This is a genomic window from Streptomyces sp. NPDC086147, assembly GCF_040702165.1.
GTDB lineage: Bacteria > Actinomycetota > Actinomycetes > Streptomycetales > Streptomycetaceae > Streptomyces.
Map to the genome: position 1 here is coordinate 380,437 of NZ_JBFBJO010000001.1, position 19,967 is coordinate 400,403.

The window sequence follows — 19,967 nt, forward strand, 5'->3', positions numbered from 1 at the left end:
GCCCTTCTCCGTGTCGTCCGGCGGGCGGGTGCCCGCCCGGGACCTACTTGGCGCGGTCGAAGTCGATCTTGCTGTACGCGCGCAGCTTCGAGAGCCGGTGCGTGGAGTCGATCTGGCGGATCGTGCCGGACTTCGAGCGCATCACGAGGGACTGCGTGGTCGCCGTCTCGGCGCGGTACCGCACCCCGCGCAGCAGCTCGCCGTCCGTGATGCCGGTCGCGACGAAGAAGACGTTGTCGCCGCTGACCAGGTCGTCCGTGGAGAGCACCCGGTCCAGGTCGTGGCCCGCGTCGAGCGCCTTCTGCCGCTCGGCGTCGTCCTTCGGCCACAGCTTGCCCTGGATCACACCGCCGAGGCACTTGATGGCGCAGGCGGAGATGATGCCCTCGGGGGTGCCGCCGATGCCCATGAGCATGTCGACGCCGGTGCCCTCGCGGACGGCCATGATCGAACCGGCGACGTCGCCGTCCGAGATGAACTTGATCCGGGCCCCGGTCTCGCGGATCTCCTTGACGATGCCCTCGTGGCGGGGGCGGTCCAGGATGACGACCGTGATGTCCTCGGGCGAGGAGTTCTTCGCCTTGGCGACCCGGCGGATGTTGACCGAGACGGGGGCGTCGATGTCGACGAAGTCGGCGGCCTCCGGGCCGGTGACCAGCTTGTCCATGTAGAAGACCGCGGACGGGTCGAACATGGTGCCGCGGTCGGCGGCGGCCAGGACGGCGATCGCGTTCGGCATGCCCTTGGCGTTGAGCGTGGTGCCGTCGATCGGGTCGACCGCGATGTCGACCTCGGCGCCGGTGCCGTCGCCGACCCGCTCGCCGTTGAAGAGCATCGGCGCTTCGTCCTTCTCTCCCTCGCCGATGACGACGACGCCGTCCATCGAGACGGTGGAGATCAGGGTCCGCATGGCGTTGACCGCCGCGCCGTCCGCGCCGATCTTGTCGCCCCGGCCGACCCAGCGTCCGGCGGCCATGGCGGCGGCCTCGGTGACGCGCACCAGTTCGAGGGCGAGGTTGCGGTCGGGGGCCTCGGGCGAGACCTCCAGTTCGGGCGGGAGGGTGTGCTCGGTCATCGTTGCGCACCTTTCTGTACGGCGACGGCCGGAAATCTGTACGGCGACGGCCGGAGAATACGAGGGTGCTGCGACTCTATCGTCAGGTCGACAAATTGAGCAGAGGGGCCCACGTATGAGCGCGGGACCGTGATGCGACCATGGGGGGCGTGGCAGGTATGCGAGGCAGGCAGACGGTACGCGGGATGTTCCAGTCCCTCGGTGTGATCATGGTCGCCGCGGGCGTGATGTATCTCTTCATCCCGCACGACGAGCACGCGGACCCGGTGAAGGCGAAGGACTACCGGGTCGAGCTCCTGACGGCCCAGCGGGCGGCGCCGTACCCGGTGCTGGCCCCCCAGGGCCTCGGCGACGGCTGGAAGGCGACGGTCGTCTCGTACAAGCGCGAGAACTCCGACGCCTGGCAGCTCGGCTTCCTCTCGCCGGACACCCAGTACGTGGCGATCCACCAGTCGACGGCGGAGGCGCGCACGTTCGCGCCCAAGGTGAGCCAGGGCGCGAAGGACACCGGGAGGACCGAGACGGTGGCCGGCCAGGTCTGGCAGCGCTGGGAGGGCCCGAAGTACGACGCGCTCGTACGGACGGAGGGCGGCGCGACGACGGTGGTGACCGGCACGGCGTCCTTCGAGCGGCTGACCGAGATGGCGGGCTCGCTGCGGGCGCAGAAGGTCTGACGGACGCGGTCGTACGGGGAGGGCCCCGCACTCGTGGAGTGCGGGGCCCTTTCCGTGCCCGGGGCCGGCCGTCGCGCGGCCGGTCACCGGTCTCAGACGGTGGTGACGACCTCGTCGAAGGAGAGGCGCGGGGAGCGCGGGAACCAGGCGTCCTCGCCCGGCCGGCCGATGTTGACGACCATCAGCGGGGTGTGGTCGGCGTCGAGGAACTCCTTCTGGACGCCGGCGAAGTCCAGGCCGGTCATCGGACCGGCGGCCAGGCCGGCGGCGCGGACGCCGACGATGAAGTACGCGGCCTGGAGGGCGGCGTTCAGCAGGGCGGACTGCTCGCGGACCGGGCGCTCGCCGAAGAACATGTCCTTGGCCTGCGGGAAGTGCGGGAGCAGCGCCGGCAGGTCCTCGTGGAACTCGTTGTCGGCGGAGAGGATCGCGACGAGCGGGGCGGCGGCGGTCTTGGGCCGGTTGCCCTCCGCCATGTGCTGGACCAGGCGCTCGCGGGCCTCGGGGGAGCGGACCAGGGTGATGCGCAGCGGGGTCTGGTTGAAGGCGGTGGGGCCGTACTTCACCAGGTCGTATATCGCCTGGACCTGCTCGTTGGTCACCGGCTCGTCGGTGAACGTGTTGGCGGTGCGGGCCTCGCGGAAGAGGAGGTCCTGGGCGGCGGGGTCAAGGGCGAGAGACATGCTGCGTACCTTCCGGACTGCACAAACTGCACAAGGTGGGGGTCGCTCGTACAAAGTTCAAGCGATGCCCTCGACAGTACGCCCGTGATTGGTGAAAGTTCAACTATCTCATCCGGATAGTGATCCGGTTCACTCATGAGTCTACGCCGGGCCGGGGACGCCCCGGCGCGTCACTCCCCGTCGCCCCCGCCCTCTCCCGCCCCGTCCCCGTCCCCGTCCGCCGCCAGTGCGGCGTCCAGGCGGGCCCGGGCGCCCTCCAGACGGAGCCGGCAGACCTTCGCCAGCTCCTCGCCGCGCTCCCAGAGCGCGAGGGAGTCCTCCAGAGTGGTCCCGCCCGCTTCGAGCCGCCGGACGACCTCGATCAGCTCGTCCCGCGCCTGCTCGTACCCGAGGGCGGTTCCGTCCGTACTCGTATCCGTGCCCGTGCCCGCTGCCATGTCCGTCCTTCCGTCGATGTGGTGATCTGCCATGAGGCCATGAGGCCGTGAAGTCACTGGGCCATGAGGTCGTGATGTCCTCGGGCCGCTCAGCCCGGGTCGGCCACGCGCCGCACCGCGAACTCGCCCTCCGCGACCCGGGCCCGCAGTTCCTCGTCCCCGGCGACCTCGCCGGGGGAGCGGACCACCGTGCCGTCCGCCCGCTGGAGCACCGCGTACCCCCGCTCCAGGGTCGCGGCGGGGGAGAGCGCGTGGACCCGCGCCCGTGTGTGCGAGAGCTCCGAGTCGGCCCGGTCGAGGAGGTGGCCGAGGACCCGCCGACTCCGGGCGAGCAGCGCGGACACCTCGTCCTCGCGCACCTCGACCATCCGCAGCGGCTGCTCCATGACGGGCCGCGCGAGCGCGTGCGCCAGCCCGCGCTCCTCCCGGTCCAGGAGCCCCTGCACGGTCCGCAGCGCCCGGTCCCTGAGGCCGCGCACCCGGTCGAGCTCCTCGCCGACGTCCGGGACGACCTTCTTGGCCGCGTCCGTCGGCGTCGAGGCGCGCAGGTCGGCCACCAGGTCGAGCAGCGGGGAGTCCGGCTCGTGCCCGATCGCGGAGACCACCGGCGTGCGGCAGTCGGCCACGGCCCGGACGAGCTGCTCGTCCGAGAACGGCAGCAGGTCCTCGACGCTGCCGCCGCCCCGGGCCACGACGATCACGTCCACGTCCTCGTCCGCGTCGAGCTCCCGGACCGCCTGGACGACCTGCGGGACGGCCTTCACGCCCTGCACCGCGACGTTGCGCACCTCGAAGGCGACGGCGGGCCAGCGGCGGCGCGCGTTCTCCAGGACGTCCCGCTCCGCCGCCGACGCGCGGCCGCAGACGAGGCCGATCCGGCGCGGCAGGAACGGCAGCGGCTTCTTCCGGTCGAGCGCGAACAGCCCCTCGGCGGCCAGGGTCCGCTTCAGCTGTTCGAGCCGGGCGAGCAGCTCCCCGATCCCGACCGGCTTGATCTCGGCGGCCCGCAGCGAGAGCTGCCCGCGCGGCGCGTACCACTCGGGCTTGGCGTGCACGACGACCCTGGCCCCCTCCGACACGACGTCCGCGACCGCGTCGAAGACCTGCCGGTAGCAGGTGACGCCGACGGAGACGTCGTACGAGGGGTCCCGCAGCGTCAGGAAGACGACCCCGGCACCGGGGCGCCGCGACAGCTGCGTGATCTGCCCCTCGACCCAGATCGCCCCGAGCCGGTCGATCCAGCCCCCGATCAGCCGGGAGACCTCACCGACGGGGAGCGGCGTTTCGGCGGAGGTAGTCAGAGCCATGGACCGAGCGTAACGGCGCGGTAGGACAACGTCAGGGCGGTGGCGTCGGGATGGTGGCGTCGGGGCGGCGGCGTCAGGGCGGCGCTGTTGGGACGGCGGTGTCGGGACGGCGGGGTGGCCCTTCCGGCGCCGTCACCTCCCCGGCGCCCGCCGGGTCCCCTGGACCGCCAGCACCACCAGGCCGATGCCGAGCCAGACCACGCCCACCACCTGGGCCTCCGCCGAGGCCTCGACGATCACCGCGACCAGGATCGCGGCGCCGACGACCGGCGCCACCACGTGCTTCAGCACGTGCGGCGGCCCCTCCGCCCTCCGTACGGCGAACCAGCCCACCACGCTCGCGTGCAGCAGTACGAAGGCGGTGAGCGCGCCGACGTCGACGACCGACACCAGGTGGTCGAGGCCGTCGTCCCGCCGCGCCGCCCACACCGCCGCGACCATCGTCACCGTGGCGGACACCAGCAGCGCCACGCGCGGCACGCCCCCGTCCGTACGGGCCAGCAGGTGCGGCAGCCGCCGGTCGCGGCCCATCGCGAAGAGCAGCCGCCCGCCGGCCGCCTGCCCCGCGAGCGCCGCGAAGGCCGCGCCGATCGCCTTGGAGGCGGCCACCAGGTCGTGCAGCCAGTCGCCGACCGAGGTGTCCACGGCGTCGTAGAAGGCGGAGCCCTGCCTGCCGGGGTCGGCGGCGAGCTCGGCCGAGGAGACGGGTTCGAGCAGCGCCACCAGCCAGGTCTGCGCCACGAAGAGCACGCCCGCGAGCGCCAGGCAGAACAGCAGCGCCCGCGCCACCTTCGCCGAGCCGCCGGTGACCTCCTCCGCGAAGGAGGCGATCGCGTCGAAGCCCAGGTAGGAGAGGACGGCGACCGAGACCGCGCCGATCACCGCCGCGAGCGAGAACGACGCGTCGCCGGTCAGCGGCGACCACCAGTCGCGTTGCGCCCCGTCCCGTACGAGCACCACCACGGCCGAGGCGACGAAGACGAGGAGGACGACGATCTCCATGGCGAGCACCGCGAAGCCGACGCGGGCCGCCGCCCGGACGCCCCACAGGTTGAGCAGGGTGGTGAGGACCACGGCGATCCCGGTCCACACCCACCGGTCGACCGCCGGGACGAGCGCCTCCATGGCGATGCCCGCGAAGAGGTAGGCGACGGCCGGGATCAGGAGGTAGTCGAGCATCGCCATCCACCCGGCGACGAAGCCCGGCCCCTCCCCGAGGCCCTTGCGCGCGTACGTGAAGACGGAACCGGCCTGCGGGGCGACCCGCACCATCTGGGCGTAGCTGAACGCCGTGAACGCCATGGCGACCGTCGCCACCACGTACACCAGGGCGACCGCGCCGTGCGACTTGGCGTCGAGCGTCCCGAAGACGCCGACCGGCGCCATGGGCGCGATGAAGAGCAGCCCGTAGACGACCAGGTCGCGGAACCCGAGGTTCCGTCGGAGCCCCGTGTGGTCCGTACCGCCGCCACCGTCGCCGTTCCCGCCCGCCGCCACCTGCGATTCCTCGGCCATGGGCTCAGTTTCTGCCACGAGGGCGGACGAATCGCTGAGCGACGCGGCGGTGGCGGTGCGGGCCCGTCCGCGTGCCGCCACGCGGGCGAGGCGTTTCCCGGTGGGGCCCGCCGACGCGGGCGCACGGGGGCGCGGGGGTTCCCGGTGGGACACGGCGACGCGGGCGCACGCGGGGGCGGCCTTACGATGGGACGCATGACTGCAACGCCCGCGCCGACGCCCGATTCCGCCCCCGCGACGAACCGCCCGAAGCGTGTCCTGCTCGCCGCTCCCCGCGGCTACTGCGCGGGCGTGGACCGTGCCGTGATCGCGGTGGAGAAGGCCCTGGAGCAGTACGGGGCCCCGATCTACGTCCGGCACGAGATCGTCCACAACAAGTACGTCGTCCAGACCCTGGAGCGGAAGGGCGCGATCTTCGTCGACCAGGCGACCGAGGTGCCGCCGGGCAACATCGTGATGTTCTCCGCGCACGGCGTCGCCCCGGCCGTCCACGAGGAGGCCCGGCAGGGCCGGCTCGCGACCATCGACGCCACCTGCCCGCTGGTCACCAAGGTGCACAAGGAGGCCGTGCGCTTCGCCAAGGAGGACTTCGACATCCTCCTCATCGGCCACGAGGGCCACGAGGAGGTCATCGGCACCTCCGGCGAGGCCCCGGACCACATCCAGCTGGTCGACGGCCCCGAGGACGTCGCCAAGATCGAGGTCCGCGACCCCTCCCGGGTCGTCTGGCTCTCCCAGACCACGCTGTCGGTCGACGAGACGATGGAGACGGTCGACGCGCTGAAGGAGAAGTTCCCGCAGCTCATCTCCCCGCCGTCGGACGACATCTGCTACGCCACGCAGAACCGCCAGACCGCGATCAAGGAGCTGGCCGGCCAGGCCGACCTGGTGATCGTCGTCGGCTCGAAGAACTCCTCCAACTCGATCCGCATGGTCGAGGTCGCCAAGCAGGCCGGCGTGCCCGCCGCGTACCTCGTCGACTTCGCGAGCGAGATCGACGAGGCCTGGCTGGAGGGCGTGACCAGCGTCGGCCTCTCCTCCGGCGCCTCCGTCCCGGACGTCTTGGTGCAGGAGGTCCTGGAGTGGCTGGCCGAGCGGGGCTACGCGGACGTCGAGATCGTCAAGACGGCCGACGAGTCCCTGACCTTCTCGCTCCCCAAGGAGCTCCGCGACAAGGACCTGCGGGCCGTGGCCGAGAGGCTCGGCGCGGCCGAGTAGGAGGCGGCGGGCGGTGGGCCGGGCGGCTCGGCGGTAAGAGCCGGCCGGTGTCGAGGCGCCCCGCCCCCTACGCCCTCACGGTCCCTTACGGTGGGTCCATGAACGTCTTCGGAGTGGACATCGGCGGCTCGGGCATCAAGGGCGCTCCCGTGGACCTGGAGCGAGGCGCGCTCACCGAGGAGCGCCACAAGGTACTGACCCCGCAGCCCGCCACACCCGACGGTGTGGCGGGCTGCGTCGCGGAGGTGGTGGCGCACTTCGGCTGGACGGGACCGGTGGGGCTGACCTTCCCCGGCGTGGTGACGGGCTCCACGATCCGTACGGCCGCGAACGTCGACAAGTCCTGGATCGACGTCGACGCGGGCGCGCTCATCGGCGAACGCGTCGGGGGCCTCCCCGTGACCGTCCTGAACGACGCGGACGCGGCCGGGATCGCGGAGATGACCTTCGGCGCGGGCCGGGGCCGCAAGGGCACGGTGATCATGCTGACCCTCGGCACGGGCATCGGCTCGGCCCTCTTCGTCGACGGCCGGCTCGTCCCGAACACGGAGCTGGGACACCTGGAGCTCAAGGGCCACGACGCGGAGAAGCGGGCCTCGACGAAGGCCAAGGAGGACGAGGACCTGAGCTGGGAGCACTGGGCGACCAAGCGGGTGCAGAAGTACCTCGCGCACGTGGAGATGCTGTTCTCGCCGGAGCTCTTCATCATCGGCGGCGGCGTCAGCCGCAAGGCGGACAGGTTCCTGCCGCTGATCGAGGGCATCCGCGCGGAGATCGTCCCGGCGGAGCTCCAGAACAACGCGGGGATCGTGGGCGCGGCGATGGCGGCGGGCGGGAAGTAGCGAAGGGCTCCGGGGCCCGGTGGTTCACCGGGCCTTGGCGGCCTTCGTGGCCTTGGCGGTCTTGGCTGCCTTCGCGACGGGGTCCGCGGCTCCGGTGGTTCCGACGCCCCCGGAGGTCCCGGTGGCGGTCCGGGTCCGCTGCTGCCGCCGCCCCATGTCCCGCACCTTCCGGACGCTGGCGATGAGACCGGCGACCAGGGTCCCGCCGTACAGCCACCCGGCGTGCACGGCGAGGGCGGTGACGACGGCCATGGCCTGGCCGCCGAGGCCGCCGGTGCCGCCCGCGATGGGGAGGACGCCGACGGCGAAGGCGATGGGGACGGCGATGGGGGCGGTGACCAGGTCGGCGGTACGGACCCAGAGCGCGGTCAGGGCGCTGACCGGCAGGAACAGCAGCCCGTAGGCGACGGGGGAGCCGTCGAGGAGCAGCAGGTCGAGGAAGCCGAACACCAGCATGACGGCGGAGGCGAAGAGCCCGGCGCCGAGCCCGGTGAGACGGGGCGCGGGCAGCCGCCGCAGGGCGAGGACGACGGGGGGCACGGGCCGGCCGCCGGCCGGGCCGCCGGGCCGCCTGCCGGGGGCGGGCCCCGCGCCGCGGCCCGGGGCACGGCCGGGAGTGCCCGCCGTCGCGGCCCGCTCGACACGGGCGCCGCCGGGGGCCCGCCTGGTTCTGCCGGTCACGCGGTACACGGCGGCACCCTCCACGAGCGGGCCGGAGGGCGCGGCGGGGGGCGGGGCGGCGGCCGGCGAACCGGACGATTTCGGCCGTCGGCGCCCCTGGGGCTGACTTGTCCTGTGCTGCTCCACCCGACCAACGTAGGTCGGGAGGGGGCGGGAACCGGGTCCGGGACACGCCCTTTGGGTGACCTTGCCCCCGAGATCGACCGAAGGTCGGCGTCACTGGCCGGTTCGGCCCGCCCGTAAACTGGGGGATCGGCCCACCATCCACACTTCAGGAAGTCGCCACCGTGTCGCTCACGATCGGAATCGTCGGTCTGCCGAATGTCGGCAAGTCGACCCTGTTCAACGCCCTGACCAAGAACGACGTGCTGGCGGCCAACTACCCGTTCGCCACGATCGAGCCCAACGTCGGCGTCGTCGGCGTCCCCGACGCCCGCCTGACCAAGCTGGCGGAGATCTTCAGCTCGCAGCGCGTCCTCCCGGCGACGGTCGACTTCGTCGACATCGCGGGCATCGTGCGCGGCGCGAGCGAGGGCGAGGGCCTGGGCAACAAGTTCCTGGCGAACATCCGCGAGTCGGACGCGATCTGCCAGGTCATCCGCGCCTTCAAGGACGAGAACGTCGTGCACGTCGACGGCAAGGTCTCGCCGAAGGACGACATCGAGACGATCAACACGGAGCTGATCCTCGCGGACCTCCAGACGATCGAGAAGGTCCTGCCGCGCCTCCAGAAGGAGATGCGGATCAAGAAGGACACGGCGCCCAAGGTCGCCGCGGTCGAGGCCGCCCAGGCGATCCTGGAGAAGGGCGACACCCTCTTCTCGCAGGGCATCGTGCAGGGCTCGGAGAAGGCGGAGCTCCTCCACGACCTGCACCTGCTCACCACCAAGCCGTTCCTCTACGTCTTCAACGTGGACGAGGACGAGCTGACGGACGACGCCTTCAAGGCCGAGCAGAGCGCCCTGGTGGCCCCGGCGGAGGCGATCTTCCTGAACGCCAAGCTGGAGCAGGACCTCGCCGAGCTCGACGAGGAGGACGCCATGGAGCTCCTCCAGTCCGTCGGCGCCGAGGAGCCCGGCCTCGCCACCCTCGCCCGCGTCGGCTTCGACACCCTCGGCCTCCAGACCTACCTGACGGCCGGCCCCAAGGAGTCCCGCGCCTGGACGATCAAGAAGGGCGCGACGGCCCCCGAGGCGGCCGGCGTCATCCACACGGACTTCCAGAAGGGCTTCATCAAGGCCGAGGTCATCTCCTTCACCGACCTCGTCGAAACGGGCTCGGTCGCCGACGCCCGCGCGGCGGGCAAGGCGCGGATGGAGGGCAAGGAGTACGTGATGCAGGACGGGGACGTGGTGGAGTTCCGCTTCAACGTCTGAGCGGATGAAATGACACCACGTCGCTGATGCGGCAAACAAGCAGATCAGAAGGGGCCGGGCTCTCGACAGCCCGGCCCCTTCGTCGATCCCGTGCTGGATATTCCGACCTGGCCTCGTCAGGACCGTTCAGCTGTCGTAGACGGTGGAGCGATGCCCGATGTGGATGACCCACACCACCAGCTCGCCGTTGTCGATCGTGTAGACCACGCGGTAGTCGCCTACCCGTAGACGGCGGCGGTCGGGTCGGGAGACGAGGGCGGTGGTGTTGAACCCCAGCGGGTCGGTCTCCAGCTCGGTCAGCTTGGCCAGAATGCGGAGGGCCATGTCTCGCGGGACCTTGCGGAGCTCGGCCTGCGCCTCGGGCCGGAAGACGGTGCGGTACTCACTCACTGCGCGCCAGCGTCTCCCTCATGATGTCCTCGATCGGGATGCCGGGGGCCGGGTTGGCCATGCGCTCGTCGATGATCCGGTTGATCTCGCGCTCTTCCCATTCCTGGTACTTGCGCAGCACCTCGATGGACACCACGGCGGCGACCTGCTTGCCGCGCCGGGTGATCACGGTGGGTACGTCGTCCCGGTCGGCCCGCTCCACAACCTCGGCCAGATGTGCCCGGACATCACGGATGGACTCTATGGGCAGTGGCTGCGTCATGAGCCCAAGTGTACCGAGTGTCTCATGTGTACACAACGGCTCACGGTCGCTCGGAGGTGCCGAGTAGACCGCTACCGTGCTGGAGCTGTGCTGGATGTGATCTCCGGAAGGGGCGTTTCCGCAGTTCGGAGCGTCATGGCTGACGTTCCGGTTCAACGTGTAGGCGTTCCGTCACCGCATGTCGGGCAGTTTCGTCAGTCATGCGGTTCAGAAAGGGTCAGTCTCTGACGAGGCCGACCCTCTATATATGTCCGTGCTGACTTTTCAGCCGCTTCGGGGCGGCATGAGCTTGTCGAGATCCAGACTGATCTCGAAGGGCACCGGGCGTTGGAGGGTGCCCCGGAAGATCTTGGCGGGCGCGTGCACGCCGGTGGGGCCGTTGAGTTCGTAGACGTGGACGACGGGTGCCCCAGCCTTGTCCTCGATGCACCAGTAGTGCGGGATGCCGGCCTCCGCGTACTTGCGGAGTTTCACTGTGCGATCGCGATGGGCGGACTCGGGGGAGACGACCTAGATGACGAGCTGGACGTCCTCCGGTGCGAACCAGGTGCGGTCGCCGTCGAAATCGGCCGTCGTCACCAGCAGGTCGGGTTCGGGGCGGTTGCGTGGGTCGAGTTTGATGGTCCTCTCGCGGCCGACTCTGGTGTCGGCAGGCACCTGCTCCATGAGTGCGACGGTGAGCACGGTGACGAGGTGGCCGTGTCACCACCTCTGGGGCGACATCATGAAGACGAGGGTTCCGTCGATCAGCTCGGTATGACGAGGTGCCTCGGGGAGGTGGTCGAGGTCCTCCGCGAACCAGCCTTCCGCGCGCGGCGGGCGCGTCCAGTCGGGCAGTCCGGTTATGGCCTCACGGTAGCGCGTACGGCCCGGGCCAAGGGGCGAGTGGAGTTCCGGCGACTTGTCGATTCGCTACGGGCAAACTGCCCGGCATCTGCCCATGAGTCGCTCGGTCGTCCGGATCGCAATGGTGTTGATCTTCGCGGCGGTATCGCCGTGAACCTCGCAGCGTGGGAACGGCAGCGGGTCGGGTGAATCTTCTCTGCTTTCGGCCGCATGCTCATTGGAACGGAACGGCAACTGTCTCAGGACGGGAAAGGGCTCCCCTTGCTGCGGTGGGCGGCGAAGGGGAACCTCGGAGAACCGACCGTCTACCGGATCAGTTCCCGGCCACGTCTTCCTCGTTCCGTGGGCTGGGTTCGGCGGGCCGGTGTGGGCTGTGCGAGGGGTCCCAGAGATGTGCGGACGCCATGTCGTACTCGCCCGTCTCCCACTGGTCCCGGTTCCGTTCGTTTGCGCTGGTCTCCGCCGTCCAGGACGTGAACATGCCCGCGTCGGCATCCGGGTCCGCGGTCGTGCCGGTGAACGGCGGGCCATCCGGTGCTGGGGAGCGGGGCGGCCAGGGCCCCGTGCTGTTCCCCTCTTCCGAAGGTCCGTCCTCTGGGCCCTCGTCAGGTGCCAGGCCAAAGGCCCGGCTGATCTCCTGGGCGGCCTCGTCCAGCCCCTCCGCTTTCAGGAACCGCATCACACGGTGCACCAACACCGTGTACCCGTCCATGTCCGGCTTCAGGCCCGCGGCTGTCAGCAACAGACGCAGCCGATCCGGTACCCCCACTTCCTCCTCGCGGTCGAGCATCTGCCCTCCGGGACCGTCCTCGTCCCGCAGGGGTCCTCCGACGGTCGCCTCGCTCCGCATGTCCACGGGCGGAACGAGCAGATGGCGGAAGAGCTCGGGAACCTCCTCGTCGTTGGCCGCCGCCGCGATCTGGGCGAGCGGGCCGATCATGTGGACCGCCTTCTCGATCTCGTCCTCGTGGCGGGCCAGCCACCACACCACCGCGCTGCCTGCACTCTTGAGTACGTCGTCGCCGAGGTAGCGCCGCTTATTGCGCTCGTGCCGGCGCTCGTACTCCCAGACCTCCTCGTCCTTGCGAAGGTCGTTCAGCTTCCGCAGGCGCTCGCGGTCGGCGGGGGCGAGGGCGAGTGTCACATCGATCGCCAGCGCCTTCACCCGTTCGTTCCGGTCCGGCAGCAGGATGCCCAACTCTCCTTCCAGGAGGTATTGCGCGAAGCTCGTCCGGCCGGGTTCCTCGTGGCGGACGACCTCCCGGGCCCGGCTGAGGATCGAGGACGCGGCGAGGGCCGGGGACGCGTCGTCGGACCGGCCGGTGTGGTCAGGGAGGGGCTTCCACCACACGGTGGCGGAGAAGAGGAAGTCGTAGCCTTCCGTCGCGCTCGGCAGCGCTGCGTCGATCACCCGTGTCTCCTGGTACGGCTGCTCCGCCGGTGCCGCGGGAGGCTCGGGTTCCCCAGACTGGTACGGGTCGGCTGGCGCGCGATCACCGCTGAGCACCGTCATCGCGAGCAGCAGGGAACCCGAGGCCGTGACCGTGGACATGAAGCCCCACAACCATGCCGACCAGTGCAGGAGGTTTCCGAGCACGGCCGGTGCGAGGCCGCAGAGAGCGATGAACAGCAAGCTGGGAAAACGGTGTCTCATCATGCCTCTTCCATGGTCCGTGGTTCGGTGTCAGCACGCTCTGGACGTCCGTACTGCACGTGGTCGATGTACTGCCAGAAGAGGACGGCGACCGCTGCCCGGGATGGGTGGTGCGTGGAGCCCGCCCAGACGCAGGCGATGGCGTAGAGGCGGTGGAGAGCGGCCGCGCGGCCGCACGTCGCCCCGACCATCACGTCCAGCGCCATCTTCCGTGTGCTGTCGCCCGCCACGGCGTTCAGCCAACTGCTCACCAGCGGACCCCAGAGCTCCGTCGCAGGCTGGGAGAACACCGTCTTCCAGCCCAGGAACAGGTCCGGCCAGTGTGGTGGGTCCGGCGCTCGGTCACTCCTCAACAACTCTGTGAGAAGCTGAAGATGGGGATCTGCTCCGTGCGGATCTCGATGCGCCCGGTCCCGCAAGCGGTCGATCAGCAGTCGGTAGAGTCGACGGTCGCGGCCGACGAGGTCGAGAAGCGCCTCCCGGGCCTCGCGTGCCTCCTTTCCTTTCCGTACTGCGAGGTAGTGGAGCCGTACCACTGCCTGATCCGGGTGCGTCGCGGCGAGGCTCTGGAAGCAGGCGACGGTCAGGACACGGACGAGACCGTTCGACAAGGAGCCGGGCTTCACGACGTACTCATACATCCGCTTGCGGAACCACCCGCCGAACCTCTCGTGGCCGAGACCGAGTTCGAGGGCTGCCACGGCTCTCGGATCACAGGGCGTTCCGGTCGCGCGGTCTGCCCAGCGCACCACGAGGGCGAAGAGATGGTCGGGTCGTCCGACGGCCAGGGCTCGTTCACCGAAGTGGACGACGACGTTCACCCGGTCGTCGGTGGTCAGACCACGCAGCCCGGCGGCGCGACCGATCCAGTTTCTGAGGTCGTCGCGCACCCCGGGGAAGTTCGCCCAGAAGTACGTCCGTACCGCGTCGGCGTAGGCGAGCCGTTCGAAGCGGAGCCGTCCGTCCGGATCCCGCTCGATCCCGAGCCCCGTCAACCGCTCTCCGAAATCAGTCCGCGCGAGTTCGGTCGTCGCCTCCTCCTCGTACCCCACCGTCTTCATCAGGCCGTGCCACGCCTCGTAGACGATGTCGGCGTGGGCCTCCTCGAACATTGCCGTCGCGAGCAGCAGGGCCCGCTCGGGCACGGTGCGAACCGCGGCCACCTGTAGGCCCACCTCACCGGCACGGTCGGTCACCGCATGCATCGCCTGGTCGAGCCATCCCGCGAAGTCGGCGCCGAACCGACCGCTGTCGCGAGCAGCCCTCACCAGGCCCGCGAGCCGTGCCAGTTCCCGCATGGGGGAGCGGTCGCACAGGTGCTGGAAGTCGGCGCTTGCCAGGTCGGCGGGGCTAAAGGGCATCCGGTCCATGCGGAGGTACCGGGTGATGACGGCGACGCCTCGGGGGCGCTCCAGCTTCACCGTGTGCGGTTCGAAGTCCGGTGCATGAGCATGTTCCATGACCGACGGCAGGATGACGACCATGTGGGCCCCTGCCTCCTGGACCTGTGACCGGCGCACGGCCAGGCGGCGCTGGGCCTTGCGGTACGTCTCCTCGTCGGCGATCCCGGAGAGGTCGAGGAGGAAGCGGTCCCCCTCACCGGGGGCTAACAGGCTTTCGTCCTCGGCTATGGCGGGAAGCTCCTCGAACCGGGCCCCCTCTTGATCGATGCCCCCGTCCTCCTCGAACCCGTGCAGCAGCATGATCGCCGCAGCGCGGCGACCGCTGCCGGGCGGCCCTGTCAGCAGCACCACCGACCCGGGTTTCTCCAGGCGGTCAGCGGCAACGCGGTAGCCCACCGGCGGAACGAACCGGTCCGCCAGGCGCACCCGGTCCTCGTGGGCGATCCGGAGGGACTCGACCCCTTTGCGGATCATCCAGTCCACGCCAGCGCCGTAGAAGACGTATTGGTGTCCTTCTCCGTTGTTCACCGGGCCGCGCGGATCATTGACGGTGACGCGGTCCTGCTCGGTCATCGTCCGTCGTCCGAGTGCTGGCGCTCGCGCTCGAAGCGCTGGTGGACCGTACCGCTGTTGTCGCCCGCCGTGAACTGGACCCCGGTGTTGTCGCCCTCGAAGTGCGGCGCGTTGTACTGATGGCCCCGGCCGGTGTTCACCGGCCCCTGCGGCTCGTTCACGAAGGTGCCGGACAGGTCTCCGTTGAGATTTCCGATGCCGCCGCGCACGCGCTGCTCGACGTCGCGCGTCCGCATCCTGGCGTGCCCGGTGTCGCGGGCCGACTTCTCGCGGGACTTCGCCTCCGTCGGCTCTCGTACCGCACGGGCGCTCCGGTCCGCCTCGCCCAGCTCGGGCAGGAGCCGGGAGAGGGTGTCGCCGAGCGCCGTCAGGTCCGACTCGGCGTTGCGGTGATCGAACCGCCTGTACTGGCAGTCCGCCAGTTCCAGCAGATCCTCCGGGAGGGCGGAGCGGTCGATCCTCGTCGCCTTTCCGACGAGCACGGGGATCACCAGGACCCCGCGGTCGAGCGCGGTCTGGATCTCGTGGCGGGTCCAGTCCTGCTCGGCTTCGAGGGCGGGGCGACCGTCGGCCCCCCGGACCTCCGCCCAACGCGGGCCGATCACGGCGAGGAGGGCCTCGCACTCCTCCACCGCCCTGACCAGTTCCACCGGGAAACGGCGTCCGGGCTCGATCGAGTTGCTGGCGAAGAAGATCCGCTCGTCGCCGAACCGCCGGGCGAGTTCCCGGGCGATCATGGTCGCTGCGGATTCCTCATCACCTGTGCGGTAGTTGACGAAGACGTCGGGCATGAAGGTTCCCTTCGTGAGAGAAGAACGGGGGGTGAACGGGCATTGGGCTGTGGACCGGGTCTCCAGTCCGCCCGGGCCGTGAGGTCCCGACCGTGTGACGGCATGGCGCATCCACGGCAGGACGCGTGGAGCGAAGGACGCCGCCTGGTGCGTCACTGGTCGCGGGCATCCCGAAGAAGCCGGGGGGCGATGCGACGCGTCAGGCGCGGAATAGAGGGTCCTGCCGGAGATCGTGGGATCCGGAGGGTCGGGCGGCTCGAGCCGGTGTCTGCCGCGGGGCCTGTGTCAGCCGTGCGCGGGGGCGAGTACCCGTGCCAGCGCCGGTTGCAGATCGCGTACGGCCCGGCTGCTCCGGAACCGGGCGAGTTCCCGTGCGAGACGCCGGACGTCGCTGTTCACCGTCGCCGAGGGTACGGCCGGCATCACCCCCAGGAGATCCCCGGAGGCGGCATGGGCCAACGACCGGCGGAAGCCGTACCGGGCGCGGGTACGCAGCGCGTGCGCCGGGAGGCGGCTGCACTCCCGGTCGAGTACCTCGGCGGCGGCCTTGGGCCGGCCGAGGTCGTACAGGCACCAGCCGGTCGACATCGCCGCCGGATCGTTCACATGGGTGGTGCCGATCACAGGCTCGGCGCCGTTGCGAGCGTCGTCGCCGGCGAGTAGTTCCCGTGCCCTGTCGAGGCTGCGGAGGCAGTCGACTTCGTTGCCGACGAGCGCGTGCCCCTGGGCCTCCCGCTGGGCTGCGAGTCCCCGGATGCGCGATGGGAGCTCGCTGTTCTGGGCGCGGCGGGCCAGGGCGACGGTGCCGGCCGCGTCCCCGCCGTACATGGTGACCAGGGCGCGCCTTACCAGTGCGTAGGAACCCAGGTACGGATCACCTCCGGCGCGCGCCAACTCGGCAGCCTCGCCAGTCCAGCCGAGTGCCGCGTCGCTGTCCCCGGCTTCTTGGGCCATCCAGCCGGTGAACTCCGCGAACCGCGAGGCGAGCAGAAGCGTGGGGGCTCGGGAAGCGGACCGGGCGTCGGAGGCCAGCCCGGCGATCATGCGGGTCTGAGTCTCCAGCAGGGGCAGCAGGATCTTGGGGGCGGTGGACTGACCGAGCTTCCTCAGCTGGTCGAACTGCATGCGGTAGGAGGCCAGAAGGGGATCGTCGGCGGAGGGCAACGCCTGACCGCCGAGTTTCAGGCCGAGGTCGATCAGCGCTCCCGTGCCCGCCGAGAGGACCGCCCGGCGCCCGACGCGCCAGCGGCTCGGACCGGTGGGGGATTCGACGGTGCTCGAGTTCGAGTCCGCTTCTGGGCGGGTGACCAGGCGCTGCAACTCGCCGTCCGCGCCGAGGAAGGCATCGCACCGCCGGGCCAGTTCGGGGGACGCGGAACGCTCTCCGCGCTCGACCTTGCTGAGGTGCCCCTTGTCGTAGTTGAGCGCTGCGGAGAACTCGGTCAGAGTAAGCCCCACTTCTACTCTTAACCGGCGAAGTTCCGGACCAAAACGTAAGATTGTGCTCATCGTCAACCTCCCCGTGAATAGTGATCGCAAGAGCTGTCCGCCCTCACGGGAGCCGTCGTCAGACGGCCACCGGGCGACACGAATCCTGACGAAGAACACCTTCTGTAACGGCGTCGTCTCTCTTCGCGTCCGAAAGCGAGTCTGACACGATGCGCGCCTGGAGAATCGGGGTTCGGCGGTGTTGCCCGTTGCCTCTTCAGTTCTCCGTTGTTCCCCACCCGTTCCTCAGAGTGACCGGGATCGACCGTGATCGGGACAGAGTGATCGAGAATGACGGAATCGCGGACGGGCCCGGCCGTTCACGAAGTCACAGCGTTCGATTGCGTAGCCGTAGCCGGTCTCCTCGGGGGCCGGAACGATACCGGTCACCTTTCCGGCTGCGGGTCGGTGCGGTTTATCCGGCTCGGGGCGACGAAGATGCTGTCGTCGGCGGGCGCTTCGGAGGCTTTCAGTAGGGGCCGGGTGCGGGACTCTTCGACCAGGTGCTCCCAGGGCGAGGTCCAGTCGATTTCCCGGTCCGGGTCGGTATTGGGGACGCCGTACGTGCGGTCAGCTGCCCGAAGCCGCCGAGGGAGGGCAGTGCGTCGACGAGGGCGGGGACGGCGTCGGGGCCGATGTCGATCAGTGCCGCGCGGGCGTCGTAGGACGGGCCGGTCGAGTCGTCGAGTTGCTTGACGAGTCTCTCGATGCGGGTGGTCATGAGTGGGCCCGGCGCCAGAAAGCGGGCAGCCACCAGCAGAGCACCGAGAGGTCCTCGGGCCACGGGGCGCGCTCCTCGGCTGCCCAGTCCTCGAAGGAATCCCGTGCCAGGTCGATGGGGCGCCAGGCGGGGTCGAGCGGTTCGTCCTCGGTCGGAGGGCGGACGTGCCGAAGGCCTCGTTCGTCGCAGGCGCCGAAGTCCTGGTAGTTGCGCTGGGCCTCGATCAGCGAGACCTTGTTCGCCCCGCCCGCCATGGCCGGCCGGCGGAACTGGACCCCGTCGTCCTCCCAGAAGCAGACGGGGGCAGATCTCGTCCGAGCCGGGCATCGCGCCCAGCACGCGGTGCCCGCAGCACGGGCAGGGGTGGGAATCGCTCACCCGCGCAGTCTCGTCGCAGGGCTCGCCGGGGTGCCATGGATTTCTCCGCCCCGGCGTTGTCGGCCGGTCCGCGAGAGGCCCGTGGGCGGCCGCCGGGTTTCTCGCGGTCCGTGTCGTGCGTGGCCGCGGTTCCGGCGAGGGTGCCGGTTCCGTACGGGCGGGTGCATTCGTGGGGGGAGGATCTAGCCTGGGCGGGTGGAGAGCGGAGGCGTGGGTGTGGAGCCGGGCGGGGAGTGGGGATGGCCGGACCGGAGTCTGCTCGGGGTGCTGCCCGCTCCCGCGCGGGCCGAACTGCTCCGGCTGGGGTCGGAGTTGACGTTCGGATCCGGTGGCGTGCTGCTTACCGAGGGCGCCACGGACCGGCATCTGTACGTGATCCTCAGCGGGTTCGCCAAGGTCACCGCGACCGTGGAGAACGGGCAGGAGTCGCTGCTCGCCGTCCGGGTCGGCGGTGACAGCGTGGGGGAGATGGCGGCGCTCGACGGGGCGCCGCGGTCGGCCGGAGTGGTGGCCTGCGGGCCGCTGCGGGCGAGGGTGATCGGGCCCGACGCCCTGCGCGGGCTCATGATGCGGCGGCCCGAGGTGGCCATGGCGCTGACCCGGATCGTGGCCGACCGGCTGCGCTGGGCCAATCGGCGGCGGCTCGATTTCCGGGGCTACACGGTCAAGGTGCGTCTCGCCCGGCTGCTGGTGGAACTGGCCGTCGCGTACGGCCGTCCCCGGTCGGGCGGCGGCCACGTGATCGGCTTCCAGCTCACCCAGCCCGAACTCGCCGCCCTCACCGGCGCCGCCGAGACCACCGTCCACAAGGGGCTGCGCGACCTGCGGGACGAGGGGCTGCTCAGTACCGGATACCGCACGACCACCGTCCACGACCTCGCCCGGCTCGCCCGCGTCGCCGAACTCGCCGAGCCCGTGGTGCCGCCCGCCCCGCGCCGGCCCCGCGGATCAGCCGAAGAGCGGCCGTAGCAGCAGGCAGAGCCCCGCGGCGGTTCCCATCACCGCGGTGCAGACCACGGCCGCCGTCACGCAGCGGTACTTCCGCAGCGCCACCTCGGAAAGGAAGTGGACCATCGCGCGCAACTGCCGCTCGTCCTCGTCGGACGGGGTGGGCGTGGGGGTGGTTCCCGGCTGTGGCGGGTCCGAGGCCGCGGCCAGCGAGACGAAGCTGTAGCCGTTGGGGCCGGTGGGCCGCCAGACGCGCGGCCGGAGCGCCAGGGCGAGCGAGACCGCGCCGCCGAAGAGGCCGCAGGCGAAGAGGACGAGCAGCGCCCCCGCCGTCCAGCCGAGCGGGCCGCCGCGCCGCCAGCCGTCGAGCGCCGCCTCGCTCCACGCGCCCGCCGTTCCCACCAGGGCCGCCTGCGCGGCGGAGAGGATGCCGGCCTTGGTGTCGGCGTGCTGGTGCGCCGCCTGCAGGACGGGCAGCATCGTGCGCGGGGCGCGCGCGGGCGCGCCCTCGGTGGGAACGGGCGCCGGTGCGGTCTCCGAGGGGGCGGGTGTCGTCGCCGTCTCGGAGGGAGCGGATGCCGGTGCGGTCCCGGAGGGTGCGGGTGTCGGCGCGGTCTCGGCGGTCGGGGCGGATGTCACGGGACCTCCAGGCGGCTCGAACGGACTTCCATTGAGCCGCCGCCGCGCCGGACGGACCAGGCACTT

Annotated in this window: 19 protein-coding genes and 1 pseudogene; 5 read left to right on the top strand and 15 right to left on the bottom strand. The window is 70.8% G+C overall.

Features of this window, described 5'->3' with window-relative positions; translation table 11 throughout:
• Positions 1 to 43: 43 nt before the first annotated feature.
• A complete protein-coding gene (gene glpX / locus AB0398_RS01890; RefSeq protein ID WP_366371530.1) occupies positions 44 to 1,075 on the bottom strand; it encodes a class II fructose-bisphosphatase in 1,032 nt (343 codons plus the stop codon).
• A 140-nt stretch (positions 1,076 to 1,215) separates the two neighbouring features.
• Here glpX and AB0398_RS01895 point away from each other — a divergent pair, with 140 nt between their 5' ends.
• On the top strand, positions 1,216 to 1,749 hold the full coding sequence (locus AB0398_RS01895) for a DUF4245 domain-containing protein (protein ID WP_366371532.1): 534 nt from the start codon (positions 1,216 to 1,218) through the stop codon (positions 1,747 to 1,749).
• 92 nt (positions 1,750 to 1,841) lie between these two features.
• Here AB0398_RS01895 and AB0398_RS01900 read toward each other — a convergent pair whose 3' ends face one another.
• The 4 genes from AB0398_RS01900 to AB0398_RS01915 form a co-directional block, all read right to left on the bottom strand.
• On the bottom strand, positions 1,842 to 2,432 hold the full coding sequence (locus tag AB0398_RS01900) for a malonic semialdehyde reductase (protein ID WP_366371533.1): 591 nt from the start codon (positions 2,430 to 2,432) through the stop codon (positions 1,842 to 1,844).
• A 170-nt stretch (positions 2,433 to 2,602) separates the two neighbouring features.
• Entirely contained in the window at positions 2,603 to 2,869 is a 267-nt protein-coding gene (locus AB0398_RS01905; RefSeq protein WP_366371535.1) for an exodeoxyribonuclease VII small subunit, read from the bottom strand.
• An 89-nt stretch (positions 2,870 to 2,958) separates the two neighbouring features.
• Entirely contained in the window at positions 2,959 to 4,176 is a 1,218-nt protein-coding gene (gene xseA, locus AB0398_RS01910) for an exodeoxyribonuclease VII large subunit (RefSeq protein WP_366371537.1), read from the bottom strand.
• A gap of 132 nt (positions 4,177 to 4,308) precedes the next feature.
• On the bottom strand, positions 4,309 to 5,691 hold the full coding sequence (locus AB0398_RS01915; protein WP_366371539.1) for an APC family permease: 1,383 nt from the start codon (positions 5,689 to 5,691) through the stop codon (positions 4,309 to 4,311).
• A gap of 186 nt (positions 5,692 to 5,877) precedes the next feature.
• Here AB0398_RS01915 and AB0398_RS01920 point away from each other — a divergent pair, with 186 nt between their 5' ends.
• Together AB0398_RS01920 and ppgK are read left to right on the top strand one after the other, a co-directional pair.
• Positions 5,878 to 6,909, top strand: coding sequence for a 4-hydroxy-3-methylbut-2-enyl diphosphate reductase (locus AB0398_RS01920; RefSeq protein WP_366371541.1), 1,032 nt, complete (start codon positions 5,878 to 5,880; stop codon positions 6,907 to 6,909).
• A gap of 98 nt (positions 6,910 to 7,007) precedes the next feature.
• On the top strand, positions 7,008 to 7,751 hold the full coding sequence (ppgK, locus tag AB0398_RS01925) for a polyphosphate--glucose phosphotransferase (protein WP_366371543.1): 744 nt from the start codon (positions 7,008 to 7,010) through the stop codon (positions 7,749 to 7,751).
• Between the two features lie 24 nt (positions 7,752 to 7,775).
• Here the strand turns inward: ppgK and AB0398_RS01930 are convergent, their stop codons facing one another.
• Positions 7,776 to 8,291 (bottom strand): DUF6542 domain-containing protein, encoded by a 516-nt coding sequence (locus AB0398_RS01930; protein WP_366372331.1) that lies wholly within the window; start codon positions 8,289 to 8,291, stop codon positions 7,776 to 7,778.
• Between the two features lie 428 nt (positions 8,292 to 8,719).
• Between AB0398_RS01930 and ychF the strand changes: the two genes are divergently transcribed.
• Positions 8,720 to 9,808 carry a redox-regulated ATPase YchF gene (ychF, locus tag AB0398_RS01935; RefSeq protein WP_366371544.1) on the top strand — a complete coding sequence of 363 codons (1,089 nt, stop codon included), beginning with the start codon at positions 8,720 to 8,722 and terminating at the stop codon, positions 9,806 to 9,808.
• 126 nt (positions 9,809 to 9,934) lie between these two features.
• Here the strand turns inward: ychF and AB0398_RS01940 are convergent, their stop codons facing one another.
• The 8 genes and pseudogenes from AB0398_RS01940 to AB0398_RS01975 all read right to left on the bottom strand — a co-directional run bounded on the left by AB0398_RS01940 (position 9,935) and on the right by AB0398_RS01975 (position 18,190).
• Positions 9,935 to 10,198, bottom strand: coding sequence for a type II toxin-antitoxin system RelE/ParE family toxin (locus AB0398_RS01940; RefSeq protein WP_366371546.1), 264 nt, complete (start codon positions 10,196 to 10,198; stop codon positions 9,935 to 9,937).
• Positions 10,191 to 10,460, bottom strand: coding sequence for a type II toxin-antitoxin system Phd/YefM family antitoxin (locus AB0398_RS01945; RefSeq protein ID WP_100828042.1), 270 nt, complete (start codon positions 10,458 to 10,460; stop codon positions 10,191 to 10,193). The genes AB0398_RS01940 and AB0398_RS01945 overlap by 8 nt, the downstream gene beginning before the upstream one ends.
• A 264-nt stretch (positions 10,461 to 10,724) precedes the next feature.
• Positions 10,725 to 11,306, bottom strand: a pseudogene (locus AB0398_RS01950) (Uma2 family endonuclease).
• Between the two features lie 313 nt (positions 11,307 to 11,619).
• Positions 11,620 to 12,963 carry a hypothetical protein gene (locus AB0398_RS01955; protein WP_366371548.1) on the bottom strand — a complete coding sequence of 448 codons (1,344 nt, stop codon included), beginning with the start codon at positions 12,961 to 12,963 and terminating at the stop codon, positions 11,620 to 11,622.
• Complete coding sequence (locus tag AB0398_RS01960; protein WP_366371550.1) at positions 12,960 to 14,936, bottom strand: hypothetical protein; 1,977 nt, start codon at positions 14,934 to 14,936, stop codon at positions 12,960 to 12,962. Before AB0398_RS01960 ends, AB0398_RS01955 begins: the two co-directional genes overlap by 4 nt.
• A complete protein-coding gene (locus tag AB0398_RS01965) occupies positions 14,933 to 15,727 on the bottom strand; it encodes a toll/interleukin-1 receptor domain-containing protein (protein WP_366371552.1) in 795 nt (264 codons plus the stop codon). Before AB0398_RS01965 ends, AB0398_RS01960 begins: the two co-directional genes overlap by 4 nt.
• 285 nt (positions 15,728 to 16,012) lie before the next feature.
• Positions 16,013 to 17,236, bottom strand: a complete 1,224-nt coding sequence (locus AB0398_RS01970; protein ID WP_366371554.1) for a helix-turn-helix transcriptional regulator — start codon at positions 17,234 to 17,236, stop codon at positions 16,013 to 16,015.
• Positions 17,237 to 17,932: 696 nt separating this feature from the next.
• The gene (locus tag AB0398_RS01975) at positions 17,933 to 18,190 is read right to left on the bottom strand and encodes a CPCC family cysteine-rich protein (protein WP_366371556.1); all 258 of its coding nucleotides are present in this window, start codon (positions 18,188 to 18,190) and stop codon (positions 17,933 to 17,935) included.
• Between the two features lie 334 nt (positions 18,191 to 18,524).
• Here AB0398_RS01975 and AB0398_RS01980 point away from each other — a divergent pair, with 334 nt between their 5' ends.
• Positions 18,525 to 19,283: a Crp/Fnr family transcriptional regulator gene (locus AB0398_RS01980; RefSeq protein WP_366371558.1), complete on the top strand. Its 759-nt coding sequence runs from the start codon at positions 18,525 to 18,527 to the stop codon at positions 19,281 to 19,283.
• On the opposite strand, the gene AB0398_RS01985 is transcribed toward AB0398_RS01980, so the two are convergent.
• Positions 19,263 to 19,901, bottom strand: coding sequence for a Pycsar system effector family protein (locus AB0398_RS01985; RefSeq protein ID WP_366371559.1), 639 nt, complete (start codon positions 19,899 to 19,901; stop codon positions 19,263 to 19,265). The two genes, AB0398_RS01980 and AB0398_RS01985, sit on opposite strands and share 21 nt — an antisense overlap.
• Positions 19,902 to 19,967 lie beyond the last annotated feature (66 nt).